The sequence below is a fragment of the Nautilia profundicola AmH genome (assembly GCF_000021725.1).
Taxonomy (GTDB): Bacteria; Campylobacterota; Campylobacteria; order Campylobacterales; family Nautiliaceae; genus Nautilia; species Nautilia profundicola.
Window position 1 is genome coordinate 318,478 of sequence record NC_012115.1, and the last position, 15,511, is coordinate 333,988.

Here is a 15,511-nt window from a genome sequence, read left to right on the forward strand (position 1 = left end):
TAAGTCATGGGAAGTTTAAATGAAATAGTAAAACAACAGCAGCAGTCATTGACTCAGCCTGAAGAAAACGTATCTGAAGAAATTGTCCAGCTTGTAGGGTTTATTGTTGGTGAAGAAGAATTTGCCGTTCCAATTCTTTCTATTCAGGAAATTATCAAGCCTATAGAGTGGACAAGAGTACCTTTTACGCCTGATTATGTACTTGGTGTATTTAACTTAAGAGGTAATGTTTTGCCTTTAATTGATTTAAGGGTAAAATTCGGATGTTCGGCAAATGAAATTGACGAAAACACTCGTTTTATAGTAATGAAAATAAAAAACGAAGATGTGGCGTTTATTATTGACAGATTAACATCCGCTCTTAGAATTAAGAAAAAAAACATTCTTCCTCCTCCTGATACCTATTCAAATGAAGACGATATCATTGAAGGTGTCGGAAGAATGGATGACGGAAGAATTATTACTATTTTAAAAGTTGATAATTTAATAAAAAGGGAAGATATAGTCCCTAATAACGAAAGTTAATCTTTTAGATATACCATATCGTTTAAGAGAAGCAGTAATTCACCTAAAATTTCTTTTTGCTCTTCTTCATTTTTGATATTTTTTTCAATATTTTCTTTTAACATCCATTCAACTTCATTAATATCATAATCAAGGTCAATTAAAATTTCTCTTATTTTTTGTGTAGGTTCTAAAAATTCTATCTGGTGGTTACCTTCTTCATCAAAGCTTACTATCGCTTCATTGGTAAAACTGAAAAGATTGTGTTTCATTCCAAGAATTTCCTGATATGCACCGACCAAGAAAAAGCCCAAATAATATTTTTCCTTTGAAAGATCAACATCATGTAAATATATCGGATTTTTTTTGCTGAAAGGTATTTCACCGTCACTGTCGCATGTAATATCCCAGATGGTAGCACTTCTGTTTGGAGTTATATTTAATTTGGTTAAAGGCATTACCGGGAATCTCTGTCCAAGACCCCAAAAGTCTGGGAGACTTTGGAAAATAGAGAAGTTTGCAAGATATTTTTCCTGGATTTTTTCATTAATGGATTTAAGCTCTTTGTTTTTAAATCCTCTGGCAGTTGCGAATTGTAAAGCTTTTCTTATAATTAGATGAACCAATATCTCACTATTACTTCTGTCTATTAAATCTATATATCCCAAGTCAAACAAAGTCAAAAGACTTTCGAAATGATCAAGTGCGTCGTGGAAATATTCTATATAGTTGTTTTCGTTGATTGTATCGTATAAATCAAAAAGCTCTTCCACCAAATCAGGGTTTTTGTTTTTGAGTCTTAGAGATTTTTCGCTGTATTCCTGTGAAAAAAGTTCAATCACGGGAGCTATCAGTATAGTAGAGGGTGATGCAATAAAGCGTCCGCTTTCCGTAAAAATATCCGGCATAGGAACCTGCTTTTTGTTGGAGATTTCTTTAAGAAGATAAACAACGTCGTTGCTGAATTCTTCAATCGAGTAGTTTTTATCCCTTTTTTCTTCCCATTGCGAATATTCTATTGCAAGGCCACCTCCGATATTAATTGCACTGAGGTTTTTGGCTCCGAGTTTTCTGAGGTCCGCATAAATGTTACCGCTCTCCCTAATGGCTTTTTTTAGGGGAGATATGTCGTTTATCTGACTTCCTATATGAAAATGGATCATTTTGAGTTTATCAAGCATATTGTGTTGTTTTAGAATTTCTATAGCTTCAATGATTTCCGTTGAACTAAGCCCGAACTTGCTCTCAATTCCCCCGCTTTTAGCCCATATTCCCACACCTGAAGTGTGAAGACGGATTCTTATTCCGATATTTACGGGCATTTTATGATATTCTCCGCTAACTTCAATGATTGATTTTAGTTCATTTAACCCTTCAATGGTGATAGTTACGTTATATCCCATAAATCCGGCTATAAATGCAAGACGGATCATGTCTTTGTCTTTAAATCCGTTGATTGTTATGGGAGCTGTTTTATTATTGTATGCCATTGCTAAAATCAGCTCGGCTTTACTCCCGGCTTCAAGTCCGTAATTATATCTGTTGGCTATTTTTATAAGAGGTTTTAGAAAAGTCGGAAACTGATTTACCTTTAAAGGAAATACGGCCTGGAATTTACCTTTGTAGTCAAAGTCTTTAATCGCTTTATTGAATGAAGTGTACAGGGAGTTGATCTGTTTTCTTATAAGATGGGGGAAACGCAGAAGTATAGGGCCTTTTATTCCTTTTTCTTCTATTTCTTCCACTATGTCGATTAAAGCGGGCTGATTGCCGTAATTTATTTTAAGTTTACCGTTTTCAATAAAAAAATTATTAGCACTCCAAATATCGATTCCGTAATTCATTTTTCAGCCTTTATTTAAATTGCTTTTATAACTCTTTTTCGAAAAATGTTTTGTTTTTAAGCTCTTCTTCTCCGACAATCATCGCCTTTTTATAGTTGCCTTTATCAGCCGCTTTAAGGTGAGCTTTTAGAGATTTTACTTTCGGTTCGAAATATACTTTTTCGTTTTTTCTTAAATTTTTGGCTTCTTTTTGTGCAAATTCAAGTGCATCTTCCAGCATTACGCCTATATAAATTCCTTTTCTTGTCTTTTCGGTTTTTACAAGCTCCATAATTCTTTCTATTCCTATCGCAAATCCTACGCCGGGAGTCGGTTTTCCGCCTAAATATTCAACGAGTCTGTCGTATCTACCACCTCCGGCTATGGCGCTTTGCGCTCCTATTTCGGTTGATACGAATTCAAAAGTCGTTTTGGAATAATAATCAAGCCCTCTTACCAGGTTTTTGTCTACTTCATATTTAATTCCCAGGTTTTCAAGTCCTTTTTTAAGAGTTTCAAAGTCTTTTTGACAGTTTTCACAAAGGTTATCCGTGATTTTCGGTGCGTCTTTGAGTATTGCCTGGCAGCTATCAACTTTACAGTCAAGCGTTCTTATAGGGTTTTGGGTAATTCTTCTTTGACAGTCTTCGCATAGATCTTCTTTATGTAAGTTTAAAAACTCAACAAGTTTTTCTCTGTATTTAGGCATACATTCGCCGCATCCGAGTGAATTAATTTTTAAAGTATATTCAATTCCGAGTGCGTCGAAAATATCCGCCGCCATAGCTATTATATTGATGTCTTCATAAATGCTCGGTTCCCCAAAACTTTCAATTCCGAACTGATGGAATTCTCTAAGTCTTCCTTTTTGCGGTCTTTCATATCTGAACATAGGGCCGAAATACCAGAATCTTTTTGGAGTCTGGGCTTTATCGTATTTGTGTTCTATAAAACTTCTGACAACACCGGCAGTGCCTTCCGGTCTAAGACATACGTCGTTTCCGCCTTTATCTGTAAACTGATACATTTCTTTATTTACAATGTCGCTGCTTTCCCCAACACTTCTTTTAAAAAGAGCCGTTTCTTCCAAAACAGGGGTTTCAATATATGAGTATCCGTAATTTTCCGCAATTTCTCGTGCAGTGTCGAATATTTTTAAAAAGCGGGGATCTTCGATGTCTTTCATACCTCTTAACGCTTTAATCATAAAAAAACCTTTTTAATGAAATTTTATCTAAAATTTATAATTTATACTTAAATCCAACACGCCTTTTAGTTTAAAATTATATGTTTTTGAATATAGTAAATACGGCTTAATTTCATAATATAATCTTTTAGTGTCAAATATATTCTGTCTGTAACTGATAAAAACGGTATGTGCCGAAATAAAGGGGGTTTTATTTTTCTCTCCGTTTAATTCATATCCGATTATGTAAAGTTTTTTATAAAAATAAAAATGATTATAAAAACCGAGTGTGTAAAAGAGGTTGTGTTTTTGATATCTGTTTGTTGTAATGCTTAGCGTTGATGTTTTTTGTTTTTTATTTATTGAAAACTGAGTGCTTTCTTCCCAGTAACTGTCTAAATAATAATCAAATTTTTGTAAAAAGGTAAAGTTAAAATAACTGTTTTTTTTAATCATAAAAGCATTGGAGAAAAATACTTTGATTTTTTTGTCTTTTAAACGTATGTAAGGTCTGAATTTATAAGTAAGCTGTGTTGACGGTTCTGTTTTTTTAACATTATTTTTGATGTTATAAGGACTTTTGATTTTTTCAATTTTAAATGATGGAAGTCTTAAATGTAATGTTAATGAAGTTGTAACTTTATGGCTAAGAGTAGTATAATTAGAACTTAGGTTAACAAAGGATTTTTCCGGGTTTATATTTAAATATTCCGGAAAAAGATAATTGATTTTTGATATAAAGTCTTTTTTTATGCTTATAAGCAGTTCGTCTATACCGTTTTGGGTTGTTTTAGTATGTTTATAGATTATTTTCTCAGACGCGGTTAAAAAATTGAATATAATTATTAGTATAATAAACTTTTTCATTTTAGTATTTTACCAAAGGATTTTAATGAATATACTTTTCATAGGCGATATAGTCGGAAAACCCGGCAGAAAAATGGTTAAGAATTTATTGCCGGAGCTTAAAAGGAAATATAATATCGATTATGTAATAGCGAATTATGAGAATGCCGCACACGGATTCGGAATAACCGAAAAAGTATATAATGAGCTTAAAAACGCGGGAGTCGATATTTTCACAGGCGGAAATCATACTTTTGATAAGAAAAAAGACGCGTTTAAACTATTAGAAGAAAATAAAATACTAAGGCCTCTAAATTATTTCGAGGCTCCCGGTGAGTGGTATTATGAAGACGACAATATTATCGTAATAAGCGCAATGGGAATATTTGCCATGCCTTACGGAAAAAACCCCTTTATAGAACTCAACAGTTTCGTGGAGGGAAAAGACAAGTTTATTTTTGTGGATTTTCATGCCGAAGCCACTGCGGAAAAGAGAGCGATGTATTTAATGCTAAAAGGCAGGGTCGGGGCGGTTGTGGGAACGCACACCCATATAGGAACGGATGATTTGGAAATAGATGAGGGTACGTGCTATTTAACCGATATAGGGCTTAGCGGATGTATGGATAATGTAATAGGAATGGAGGCAAAAGCTCCTATTGCCCATATGCTGACAGGACTTAAACACAACTTTGACGTAAAAGAAAAGTGTAAAAAAATATTTCAGGCTCTTTTAATTATAATAGACGGTAAAAAGGCCGTGGAAGCGAAAAAACTTAAAGCCGTGGATGACGGGGAAGTGAAAATTACGCAAGAGGTTAAATATGGAGTTTAGCAATTCGTACGAACTGTTAATTGAACTTAAAAACAAAAACCTCTTAGAAAACAAACCGAAATACTGGTGGCCTAATTTCGGTACTTTTGAGGTTGTAGTAGGAGCTGTGCTTACTCAAAATACCAGATGGGAGAATGTGGAAAAAGCCCTTAATCAATGGAAAATGGAAAATGAAAATTGGAGAGTGGAAGATATAGCGAGTTTAGATCCTGTGTTTTTGGCGGAAATAATAAAACCGGCCGGATTTTACAATCAAAAATCAAAGCGTCTTATCGCCTTAAGCCGTAATATCTTGAGGGATTTCGGGGATTTTGAGAGTTTTAAGGAAAATGTGGACAGGGAGTGGCTTTTAGCTCAGAAAGGGATAGGGTTTGAAACGGCGGATTCGATTTTGTGTTATGCATGCGGCAGGGAAATAATGGTTGTGGACGCGTACACAAGAAGGCTTCTTAAAAAACACGGGTATGAGTTTGAGAGTTATGATGAAATGAGAGAGTGGTGCGAAAGAGGAGTGGAAGAAAACTGGGATAAACTTGATAGTATCTATGAAAACAGTTTAAATCTCTGTTTTGCAAGATTTCACGGCAAAATTGTGGAATTTATGAAGAAATAGAATGGAGAAACTTTTTTTCAACGGGATAGAAATAAGGTATAAAATCGTAAAAAAACCGATTAAAAACCTGTATATGGAAATAAAAGAGGATTTTGTGGAGGTTAGGTGTAATCGGTTTGTACCGAAATTTCACATTGAGAAATTTATTTTAAAGCACGCCGAACATATTATTCATAAACTTTCACAAAAAGAGTTTTTTTATCTCTTCGGTACAAAATATGATAAAAACGGACAGGACGTGAGAGAAATTTTCAGACACAAACTTCCCCCTATTATATTACATTACGTTAAAATATATTCGGAAAAAATGAATTTATATCCTTCTAAAATATCGTTTAGGTTTAATAAAACAAGATGGGGAAGCTGCAGTCCGAAAAATGGAGTGAGTTTTAATTATTATCTCGCACAGCTGCCTGAAGAATTGATAGAATACGTCGTAGTACATGAACTTGCGCACATTAAGCATAAAAACCATTCTAAAGAATTTTGGAAAGAAGTTGAAAAATATCTGCCGGACGTCACAAAACGGCGTAAAGATTTGAGAAAATTTGAAAAATTACTATAGGAGAGAGGATGGAGAATATTTATATATTACTGGGTGTTTTAGGTGTTTTGATTATTGTAGCTGTTGTAATTGTGGTAATTTTAAAGAAAAAAAACGATGCTTTATTAGAAGAGCTTTCCTTAAAAGAGCAGGCTATTAATGAATTAAACGCATCACTGCAGTATGAAAAAACGCAAAACGCAATTTCGGAAGAGCAAATTAGAAACCTTAGTGAATTTAAGGAAAAATATCATACTATGGAGAAAGAATATATCCAAAATAAAGAGCTTTTAAAAGAAATGCAAACCAAATATGAACAGACACTCTCAAACCTCAGGGAAAAAGAGGAACTAAACGAAAAATTGGATAATGAACTTTCAAATATCAAAAAATTATATTCTGATATAAGTGTGGAACTTCAGGAATTTAAAACCAAGCTTTATGAAAATGAAAAAATGTTAAATAAAAAAAACGAAGAATTGATTGAATTAAAAGAAGAATTGGATAGATACAGAGAACAAAGCAGCAGACTCTCCGTAGAAAATCAGGAACTTAAGACGAAACTTGAAGAGAGTGAAAAGGCTTTTGAAGAAAAACTTGAACTTCTTAAAAAAAGCGAAGAAAAACTGAAAGAGTCTTTTGAAAACTTAGCAAATGAAATACTTGAAAAAACAAACGAAAAAATGACAAAAACTTCAAAAGAGAGTCTTTCACAGATTTTGAACCCTTTGCAAAACCAGATGAAAGAGTTTAAAGAAAAAATAGAATTTTTAAGCAAAGACGAAGCTGAAAAAATAAGCGCACTTCAAAACGAACTTAAAAACTTAAAAGAACTCAGCCACAAACTATCAACTGATGCCGAAAATCTTACAAAAGCCCTTAAGGGTGAAAGCAAAACACAGGGAAACTGGGGCGAGCTTGTACTTGAAAGAGTGTTGGAGCTAAGCGGACTTACCGAAGGCAGGGAGTTTGAAAGGGAAGTGAGTCTTAATGATGAAGACAACAAACGCTACCGTCCGGACGTGGTCGTTCATCTTCCGAATCAAAGGGATGTGATAATTGACGCCAAAACTTCCCTAAACGCTTATCAGGAATATATTAAAACGGAAGATAAAACATATATTAAAGCACATATTCAGGCACTGAAAAAACATATAGACGATTTAGCGGATAAAAAATACGAAGACTTAAAAGGAGTAAATTCTCTTGATTTTATTTTTATGTTCGTACCGATTGAAAACGCTCTTATGCTGGCACTTGAGAATGATTCTTCCCTTTTTGAGTATGCGTTTAAAAAACGTGTGGTGCTCGTATCTCCGACGACTCTTCTTGTTTCTCTAAGAGCCATTGAAAGCAGCTGGAGATTTGAAAGACAGGCTAAAAACATCGATGAGGTCGTAAAAGCAGCCGAAAGTCTTTACGACAAGGTAAGGGGATTTACAGAAGATTTTGAAAAAATAGGCAAGTCGCTTGAATCAGCTCAAAAATCATTTGACAACGCCAAAAACAAACTTACAACCGGAAGAGGAAACGTTATTAGACAGGTGGAACTTCTTAAGGAAAAAGCAGGTATCAAACCTAAAAAAGAAATATCAAAAGATTTAATCGATATTGCTGTGATAGAAAAATAAAAGCTTCGCTTATTTAGCGAAGGCTTTTAGGAAGTTGATTACCATTGCTACGGTAAACAGCCAAAATCCGCATACCATTACTACGTTAGTTGCAGTTGCTAAATCAGGTAATTGACACATTTTCTCTCCTTTTTTTCTTTATTTTATCAAAATGTATGAATATTTGTTCAAATATAATTAAATTTTATATGTAGTCTTTAATCATTAATTAATATTGACTTAATATTAATTAAGAGTTATAATTAAAAAAAAGGCCTACAAATGAAAAAATTAATCAAACTGTTAATTGGATTGGTAATAGGAAGTTTGGGTTTGTATGCTTTTAATCTGCCGCAAACACAAAAAAGTACTTTTTTGAACACAAAAACTTCAAAAGCTGAAAATGCTCGTAAAGTTGAGTATAAAAATTATAAATTGGGTGATGTTCTTTTTTCAAAAGAGGTATTGTTTATTCCTATGAAGTTGAAAGAGTATGTTCCCGAGTTTTTAGCGGCATTTGGCCATAATGATAACGTATTGTATTTTTTTAAAAAGTCTCCGGAAATTGGTGAAAAAGGTGTTTTAGTAAATGCGGTATTAAATATATATGATATGAAAAATAATAAAAGTTTTTCTTCAATGAAAATAGAAACTGATTATTATCATAATTATTATAATAATATTCATTTCGTAAGTTTACAAAATTTAAAAGACAATTATTTGTTTTTAGTTAACAATACAAAAATAAATTTTATAAATATAAAAAATCTCTTTTATCCTGAGGATGATACTGAATTGTTAAATCCTTTTATGATACGAAAATGTTTAACGGATAATAATTTGATTTATTGTATGAGTAATAACGGTGTGTTGAGTGTATTTAAAAATAAGAAAATATATTATTCAAGAAATTTGGGCATAAAAGCATATTGGGGTATAAATGCTTTTGTAAAAAGCGGGGATGATAAGTTTTTTTATGTGTTAACTAATGAAATGTTTTATGTTGTAGATAAAAAGTGGATTAATAAGGAAAAAGTTGTAGGTTCTGTTCCGGTTAAAAATGCGGTAAGTATGCTTGTGGATGAAAAACGAAAAAGCGTATATGTTTCCGCGAAAGATCATTTTTATAATATAAGGATTTCTAATCGTAAAGATCCTGAAATATTGTATGGGCTTAGATTTAAAGATGAAAGGTTAAAAGGAACGGAACTTTTAAATTTCAGCAAAGACAAAAACTTTTTTTATGCTTTAAATAAAACCGATAATACGGTTTATAAAGTAAATATCGAATCAAGAATTATTGTAAAAAGTAAAAAACTGTTTGATAAAAAAATAAAAAAAGGCGTGGAGTATTACTCAAAAGGTGAAATTGTATATTTTAGGGTTTTAAATAAAAAACCTGAAGTATTGTTTGTTGTAAAGAGAAAAGTTAATTCTTTTAGTTTAAAAGGAAGAAACGGGGATGTGTATGAAGTAGACGAGGTGGTTCTTCCTTGATTATTTCAACTCTCCCCATCTTTTTCCGAAACTGATTCCCACTTTCAAAGGCACTTCGAGTTTGAAGACGTTTTGCATAATTTTTTTATATTCGTATGCCTCGTCACGTGAATCTATTTCGAAAATAAGTTCATCGTGTATTTGTAAAAGCATTTTAGCTTTTGGGAATCGCTGTTTGATTTCTATCATCGCTTTTTTGATAATATCGGCCGCACTTCCCTGGAATATCGTATTTACGGCTTCTCTTTCAAAATTTGCGAGTGTTCTTGCGTTTGCCGCCGCGAAGTCAAAAAACCTTCTTCTTTTAAGAAGTGTTTCCACGTATCCTTTTTCCCTTGCTTCTATTTTGGTGTTTTCCAAAAACGTTTTGACGGTAGGGAAAGAAGCGAAATATTTTTCTATAAATTCTTTGGCTTCTTTTGTGGAAACGTTTATGGTTTCGCTGAGTTTCTTAGGTCCCATACCGTATATAAGTCCGAAGTTTATAGATTTTGCCACCGGGCGGTATTCTTTTGCCCTGTTTTCCCCGAAAATTTTTACCGCCGTTTCGAGGTGAATGTCTTTGTCTTCCAAAAAGGCGTTTATCAAATGTTCGTCTTTTGAGAAGTGTGCCAAGAGTCTGAGTTCAATCTGAGAATAATCCAAACTTACGAACTCTTTTTCAGCTACAAATGCGTCACGTATGTTTATATCCGTTGAAGTCGGGATATTTTGAAGATTCGGGTTTTTGCTTGAAAGTCTGCCTGTAGCCGTTCCGGTTTGAAGGAAGTTAGTGTATATTTTGTGATTCGGGTCTTTTTTGGCGTACTCCTGCAGAGGAATGATGTATGTGCTTAAAAGTTTGTCAAGTTTGCGGTATTCAAGCAGTTTTTCAATAATCGGATGTGTTCCTTTTAGGGATGTCAGGACTTTTTCGTCTGTTGAGTAGCCTGTTTTTGTTTTTCTTTTTACAGGCAGTTTTAACACTTCAAAAAGAATATGAGCCAGCTGTTTTGTAGATTTGATATTGAATTCGCTGCCGGCGTATCTATATATTTCCTGCGTGAGGTTTTCAAGTTTTTCAGTGGTTTCGGTTTGAAGTTTTTGCATATATTCTATGTCAAGCTTTATTCCTTGAGATTCTATATCGATTAAAAGATTTATAAAAGGCATTTCGATATTTTCTATATCCCACTTTACTTCTTCCCAGAGTTTTTCTTTTAGTATTTCATACAGTTTAAGAGAAATAAGTGCGTCTTCAGCCGCGTATTTTGCGGCTTCCTGGATGTCGACTTCCGAGAAGTTTTTTCTTTTTCCTATCACTTCTTTGAATTTTATATTTTGATGGTCAAGGTATCTTTTGGCTACACTGTCAAGTCCGACCGGGCTGTCCGGGTCGAGTATCCATGCCAGTATCATCGTGTCTGCATGAGGGGTTGGAATTTCAAGGCCATATTTTTTAAGCATTTTGAAGTCAAATTTCAGGTTATGTCCTATTACCTTTTTATCAAGAATTTTTTGTATTGCTTTTAGAGCCGTTTTTTCAGGAATTTGATCCGTTACCCCCAAATAAAAATGATTGATAGGTACATAATAGGCTTTGTTTTTTTCATAAGCAAAACTGAAACCAACAATATTCGGATTTTCAAGGCTGTCGGTTTCGGTATCGAATGCTACTATTTTATCTTCAATTTTATCAATTATTTCAAAAAGCTCTTTTTCGTTTTCTATAAGTACAGCATCAAATTTTACCTGATTATCCGGCATTTTGGTTTTGACGTAAAGACCGTCTTTTTTTACTCTCTCAAGTATCGATGTTATATCCAAGTCTATCAATTTGTCGGCTACTTTGAGTATTGGGTTGATTTCCGGATATTTAAACTCTTCAAGGTTGATGTTATCAAACAGATCTGTTTTAAGGGTTACAAGCTCACGGCTTAAAAATGCGTTTTCTTTGTCTGCAAGGAGTTTTTTTTGAAGGGCGCCTTTTATTTCGTCGATATGGTCGTATAAATTTTCAAGAGTTTTATATTGGTTTATCAGTTTTGCGGCTGTTTTGACGCCTACGCCTTTTACACCCGGAATATTATCGCTTGAATCTCCTACAAGCGCCTGAAAATTTATAAAATCTTTAGGGTGAACGCCGAATTTTTCTATACATTTGGCTTCGTTGATTTCCACTTTTTTAATTGGGTCGAATATAACTATTTTATCGTCGTCTATGAGTTGGTACATATCTTTGTCATGACTAACTATTTTTACTTTAATACCCTGACTTGCCGCTAACTTAGCAAGGCTTGCTATTATGTCGTCACTTTCATATCCCGGGATTTCAAGCATTTTAAAGCCCATTTCATTAATTAGTTCAATTGCTACCGGAAGTTGAGTTTTCAAATCTTCCGGAGCTTCTGGGCGGTTTGCTTTATAGTCTTTGAAAATCTCTTTTCTGAATGTGTCTTTTTCTTTTGAATCTAAAGTAAAAACAATATAATCCGTTTCAAAATCCCTCCCGAGTGACGCTACAAAATTTAAAAACCCTGTAATCATTCCCGTTGGGAATCCTTTTTTGCTTTTGAGAGGCGGCAGCGCGTAGAAATTTCTGAATAAAAATCCAAAAGTGTCGATAATAGTTAAAGTCATAAAAAAACCTTTTTTGATAAAATGTTAACATATTTTTAAAAGGAGAATTTTTGCAGCCAAAGAAAATATTGAATGTAAAAAGGGCGGTTAGTAAAATAAGATATATTGGGGATGGACATATATGTGTAGTTGATGAAACAAATACCGTTAGAATTTACGATATAAATAATTATAAGTTATTAGACGGTTTTAAAATCAAACTTCCTAAAAATAATCCGAAAGAAAACAGTGTTGATATTTCTAATAACGGTAAATATTTGGCTATTGGAATAAGAGGGAAGCATAAAACTACGGTGTGGTCTTTAAAAGAAAAAAAACTTATTTATACTTTAGGATGGCATAAAGGGGATGTGTTAAGTGTAAGTTTTGACAGTGAAGAGAAATATTTAATGACGGGAGGAGAAGACGGGAGAACATACATATGGTCAATGGCTACCGGTAAAATGGTTACATCTCTTCCCCCTCATGCTGATTATGTAACTTCTGTGGCTTTTTCGAAAAACTGTTTGTGGGGTGCTATGGGAAGTTATGATAAATTCGTCACAATTACCAACATATCATCAATGGATATAAGTTATAGAAAAAAAGTTCATAAAGGAGCTGTTAGCATTGTCAGGTTTATGAATAATCAAAGACTTATAAGCGGCGATAAAACAGGAGAGCTTGTTGTATGGAATTACGCAAAAGGTAAAATTTTAAAGAGACTTCCTTCAATGGTTGACATGATTTTAGATGTCGCTTTTAACAGTGACGAAAGTTTTATGTTTGCTATTTCCGATACCAATAAAAAAGTATATCTTTATTCTATGGAAAATTATGAATTAATAAGTGATGAGTTTATTAAGATACTTGAACTGCCTAATGTAATCGAATATGTACCTGAATATGACTGTTTAATTATAGGAACGTTGGATGGGAGTATATATTTTTATAATTTATATGAAGATGAAAAGAAACTTGCTGAGCTCATTGAAAATAATGAGTTTGAAAAAGCTTATGAGCTCGTAAGTCAAAATCCATTTTTAAAAATGACAAAAACATATGATGCGTTGGAAGAAAAATGGAATAAACTTTTACTTTTGGCTCAGAAAAAATTTGAAAAAGGTGAAGTCGAGCTTGCTAAACAGATTTTGGCACAATTTCTTAAAATACCGTCAAAAAGAAGTCTTGTACAGTCGCTGTTTAATGATTTCAGTGAGTTTGAAAAATTTAAAAAAGCTGTTTTGAACTTGAAATACCCTTTGGCTTATTCTTTGGCAACAAAATATCCTTATTTAAAAAATACGGTTTATTATAAAAAAATGGAAGATGACTGGAAAAAAGTTTTTAATAAAGCAAAAGAAATGATCTTCCAAAAAGATAAAGAGGATGAAGTAAGGGAGGTATTGAAACCTTTTAGGGGAGTTACGGAAAAAACTCCTTTTATTCAGACACTGTTTAATGAGAAGCAGTTATATTATCTTTTGTCTCAAAAACTTCAAAAAAAAGAATTTTCAGATTTTTTTTCTTTGGTAAACAGATTTCCGTTTTTAAGTGATTCGGATGAGTATGAAAAAGCTATAAAATACGGGGAAAACCTTATAAACAGGGCAAGAGAACTGTTAAAACAAGGAGAGTACAAAAAAGTTATTAATATAGCAGAAATATTGGAACAGTTCCCTATGTTTAAAGAAGAGGTGGAAGATTTAAAAGAAAAAGCCAATATTTTACTTGAGTTTCATAGAGTTTTGGCAACACATGACCTAAATTTAATTGAAAAATTCGTTAAAGAGCATCCGTTTTTAGAAGATGTTGAAGATTATCAGGAACTTGAAAGAGAATGGAGAGATAAACTTCAAAAATCAGAGATTTTTGCTGCAAAAGGGGATGTGAAAGAAATTTTGAACGAATTGAAAAACTATATGAAAATAGAAGATAAAAGAATAAAAATAGGGCAGGTTGTAAAGAGTGCGTATCTTCAGCAAATTATTTCTTTACTTGCTAAAGCGTTAAAAGGGCAGAATGTTGCTGAATACTTTGAAAAAGCTGTCAGAAATTACATTAAACTGTTTGGATTTGATATGGAAATAAGTGATTTAATAGAAAAAGCAAAAAAATTGAACATTGAGATTGATTTAAGTGACATAGAAGAGGGGGATCTTTCTAAATGGCATCTTTATAAACACCCTGAGAGGATTTGGGAGGATTTATAGTTTTTTTAAATCGTTGAGTGTATTTATATTCAACACCTCTTTTTCTTTGATTTTTATTTTGTTGGAGTTTATATCGAAAATTCTCATTTTTCCTTTTAGGTTTTTTCTGATTTTAGCAAGCATTGTGTAATCGTAATAGCCTATTAACGGATTATCGGAAGCTACAGCTTTTTTATGAAGCAGTTTAATAATCGATTGTGGTGTAATGTTTGGTGTGTCGACGCTTAGGATGAAGATCTTTTTGTGTTTTTTTACAATCTCCTCAAGAGCCGGAAGCGGGGCGTATATTTTTGATTTTTCGATGAAAAACGGATAGTTTTTAAACTTTTTGTACTTTGCCACAAAATAGACGTTTTTGAAAATTTGCCTGCATTTGTCGTACTGCTGCCTGTAAAAAAGCAGGGCTTTGTCGTCTTTTTCGCTTCCGAAGCGGCTTGATCTGCCGCCTACGAGTATGAAGCAGGGAAGGTTAAAGTGAAAAGTGTAAAGTGAAGAGTGTAAAGTTGATGATTTATATTTAAATTTTTCACTTTTCATTTTTAACTGTTAACTTCTTTTGAATGTTCCGCTTTTTCCGCCGGATTTGTATTCGAGTCTGATGTCGCTTATCACCATTTCTCTGTCAATTGCCTTTGCCATGTCGTATATCGTAAGAAGTCCTACACTCACAGCCGTAAGTGCTTCCATTTCGATACCGGTTTTTGATGTGGTTTTGGCGGTTGCTATGATTTTAAATCCGTCTTCAATTTCTTCTATGTCAATATCAACTCCGTCTATGAGGATATTGTGGCACATAGGGATAAGTTCGCTTGTTTTTTTACTTCCCATAATCGCTGCAATAATTGCAGTCTGAAGTACGGCTCCCTTTTTTGTTTTTTCTTTTAAGATAGCCTCTTTTGTGGCTTTTTGCATATGAATTACACCGCTTGCAGTCGCTACTCTTTTTGTAATTTCCTTATCTCCGACATCCACCATTTTAGGGTTGTGTTTTTCATTGATGTGAGTTAAATCCATACTGAGCCTTTTTTTGAAGTATTATAGCCTATTTGAATTGGAAATAAATAAAATATCTACAAATTAGTAAATTACAAAAATTCAAAGTCTTTTTTTTAGATTAAAATGCAAAACACTCCAAAGTATTGAGCCAATAATAAAACCTGCAATTGGAGGAAGTTTTAAAATGTTAAGTATAATCATAGTAATAACAAGAGAGATTATGAGAGCTAAAATATCTTTTTTCAA

At 33.2% G+C, this 15,511-nt stretch carries 14 protein-coding genes; 7 read left to right on the forward strand and 7 right to left on the reverse strand.

All coding sequences use genetic code 11. The features are described from left to right. Positions 1 to 6: 6 nt before the first annotated feature. The gene (locus NAMH_RS01800; protein WP_015902547.1) at positions 7 to 525 is read left to right on the forward strand and encodes a chemotaxis protein CheW; all 519 of its coding nucleotides are present in this window, start codon (positions 7 to 9) and stop codon (positions 523 to 525) included. Here NAMH_RS01800 and speA read toward each other — a convergent pair. From speA to NAMH_RS01815, 3 genes are read right to left on the reverse strand one after another with little or no spacing between them, the layout of a single operon-like run. Next, entirely contained in the window at positions 522 to 2,348 is a 1,827-nt protein-coding gene (speA, locus tag NAMH_RS01805) for a biosynthetic arginine decarboxylase (protein WP_012663601.1), read from the reverse strand. The two genes, NAMH_RS01800 and speA, sit on opposite strands and share 4 nt — an antisense overlap. Before the next feature lie 25 nt (positions 2,349 to 2,373). Continuing rightward, entirely contained in the window at positions 2,374 to 3,534 is a 1,161-nt protein-coding gene (hisS, locus tag NAMH_RS01810) for a histidine--tRNA ligase (protein WP_012663855.1), read from the reverse strand. A gap of 27 nt (positions 3,535 to 3,561) precedes the next feature. Continuing rightward, on the reverse strand, positions 3,562 to 4,380 hold the full coding sequence (locus tag NAMH_RS01815) for a hypothetical protein (protein WP_015902749.1): 819 nt from the start codon (positions 4,378 to 4,380) through the stop codon (positions 3,562 to 3,564). A gap of 25 nt (positions 4,381 to 4,405) precedes the next feature. Between NAMH_RS01815 and NAMH_RS01820 the strand changes: the two genes are divergently transcribed. The 5 genes from NAMH_RS01820 (at position 4,406) to NAMH_RS01840 (ending at position 9,458) form a co-directional block, all read left to right on the forward strand. Continuing rightward, positions 4,406 to 5,194: a TIGR00282 family metallophosphoesterase gene (locus tag NAMH_RS01820; protein WP_012663849.1), complete on the forward strand. Its 789-nt coding sequence runs from the start codon at positions 4,406 to 4,408 to the stop codon at positions 5,192 to 5,194. Then, entirely contained in the window at positions 5,184 to 5,807 is a 624-nt protein-coding gene (locus tag NAMH_RS01825) for a 3-methyladenine DNA glycosylase (RefSeq protein ID WP_015902625.1), read from the forward strand. Before NAMH_RS01820 ends, NAMH_RS01825 begins: the two co-directional genes overlap by 11 nt. 1 nt (position 5,808) lies before the next feature. After that, entirely contained in the window at positions 5,809 to 6,372 is a 564-nt protein-coding gene (locus tag NAMH_RS08935; protein WP_012663904.1) for a M48 family metallopeptidase, read from the forward strand. An 8-nt stretch (positions 6,373 to 6,380) separates the two neighbouring features. After that, positions 6,381 to 7,982: a DNA recombination protein RmuC gene (locus NAMH_RS01835; protein WP_015902768.1), complete on the forward strand. Its 1,602-nt coding sequence runs from the start codon at positions 6,381 to 6,383 to the stop codon at positions 7,980 to 7,982. A gap of 261 nt (positions 7,983 to 8,243) precedes the next feature. After that, complete coding sequence (locus NAMH_RS01840; protein ID WP_015901817.1) at positions 8,244 to 9,458, forward strand: hypothetical protein; 1,215 nt, start codon at positions 8,244 to 8,246, stop codon at positions 9,456 to 9,458. Here the strand turns inward: NAMH_RS01840 and polA are convergent, their stop codons facing one another. Beyond that, positions 9,459 to 12,077 (reverse strand): DNA polymerase I, encoded by a 2,619-nt coding sequence (gene polA / locus NAMH_RS01845; protein WP_015902815.1) that lies wholly within the window; start codon positions 12,075 to 12,077, stop codon positions 9,459 to 9,461. A gap of 50 nt (positions 12,078 to 12,127) precedes the next feature. Here polA and NAMH_RS01850 point away from each other — a divergent pair, with 50 nt between their 5' ends. After that, on the forward strand, positions 12,128 to 14,269 hold the full coding sequence (locus NAMH_RS01850; protein WP_015902189.1) for a WD40 repeat domain-containing protein: 2,142 nt from the start codon (positions 12,128 to 12,130) through the stop codon (positions 14,267 to 14,269). Here the strand turns inward: NAMH_RS01850 and NAMH_RS08940 are convergent. From NAMH_RS08940 to NAMH_RS09150, 3 genes are all read right to left on the reverse strand, one after another. After that, positions 14,264 to 14,806: an NTP transferase domain-containing protein gene (locus NAMH_RS08940; protein ID WP_015901861.1), complete on the reverse strand. Its 543-nt coding sequence runs from the start codon at positions 14,804 to 14,806 to the stop codon at positions 14,264 to 14,266. The genes NAMH_RS01850 and NAMH_RS08940 overlap by 6 nt on opposite strands. Before the next feature lie 9 nt (positions 14,807 to 14,815). Next, positions 14,816 to 15,283: a cyclic pyranopterin monophosphate synthase MoaC gene (gene moaC, locus NAMH_RS01860; RefSeq protein WP_012663781.1), complete on the reverse strand. Its 468-nt coding sequence runs from the start codon at positions 15,281 to 15,283 to the stop codon at positions 14,816 to 14,818. Between the two features lie 81 nt (positions 15,284 to 15,364). Then, the gene (locus NAMH_RS09150; protein ID WP_187146594.1) at positions 15,365 to 15,511 is read right to left on the reverse strand and encodes a hypothetical protein; all 147 of its coding nucleotides are present in this window, start codon (positions 15,509 to 15,511) and stop codon (positions 15,365 to 15,367) included.

Coding starts and splice junctions, on each gene's coding strand:
- NAMH_RS01800 (WP_015902547.1), top strand. CDS start 7: ATGGGAAGTTTAAATGAAATAGTAAAACAACAGCAGCAGTCATTGACT.
- speA (WP_012663601.1), bottom strand. CDS start 2,348: ATGAATTACGGAATCGATATTTGGAGTGCTAATAATTTTTTTATTGAA.
- hisS (WP_012663855.1), bottom strand. CDS start 3,534: ATGATTAAAGCGTTAAGAGGTATGAAAGACATCGAAGATCCCCGCTTT.
- NAMH_RS01815 (WP_015902749.1), bottom strand. CDS start 4,380: ATGAAAAAGTTTATTATACTAATAATTATATTCAATTTTTTAACCGCG.
- NAMH_RS01820 (WP_012663849.1), top strand. CDS start 4,406: ATGAATATACTTTTCATAGGCGATATAGTCGGAAAACCCGGCAGAAAA.
- NAMH_RS01825 (WP_015902625.1), top strand. CDS start 5,184: ATGGAGTTTAGCAATTCGTACGAACTGTTAATTGAACTTAAAAACAAA.
- NAMH_RS08935 (WP_012663904.1), top strand. CDS start 5,809: ATGGAGAAACTTTTTTTCAACGGGATAGAAATAAGGTATAAAATCGTA.
- NAMH_RS01835 (WP_015902768.1), top strand. CDS start 6,381: ATGGAGAATATTTATATATTACTGGGTGTTTTAGGTGTTTTGATTATT.
- NAMH_RS01840 (WP_015901817.1), top strand. CDS start 8,244: ATGAAAAAATTAATCAAACTGTTAATTGGATTGGTAATAGGAAGTTTG.
- polA (WP_015902815.1), bottom strand. CDS start 12,077: ATGACTTTAACTATTATCGACACTTTTGGATTTTTATTCAGAAATTTC.
- NAMH_RS08940 (WP_015901861.1), bottom strand. CDS start 14,806: ATGAAAAGTGAAAAATTTAAATATAAATCATCAACTTTACACTCTTCA.
- moaC (WP_012663781.1), bottom strand. CDS start 15,283: ATGGATTTAACTCACATCAATGAAAAACACAACCCTAAAATGGTGGAT.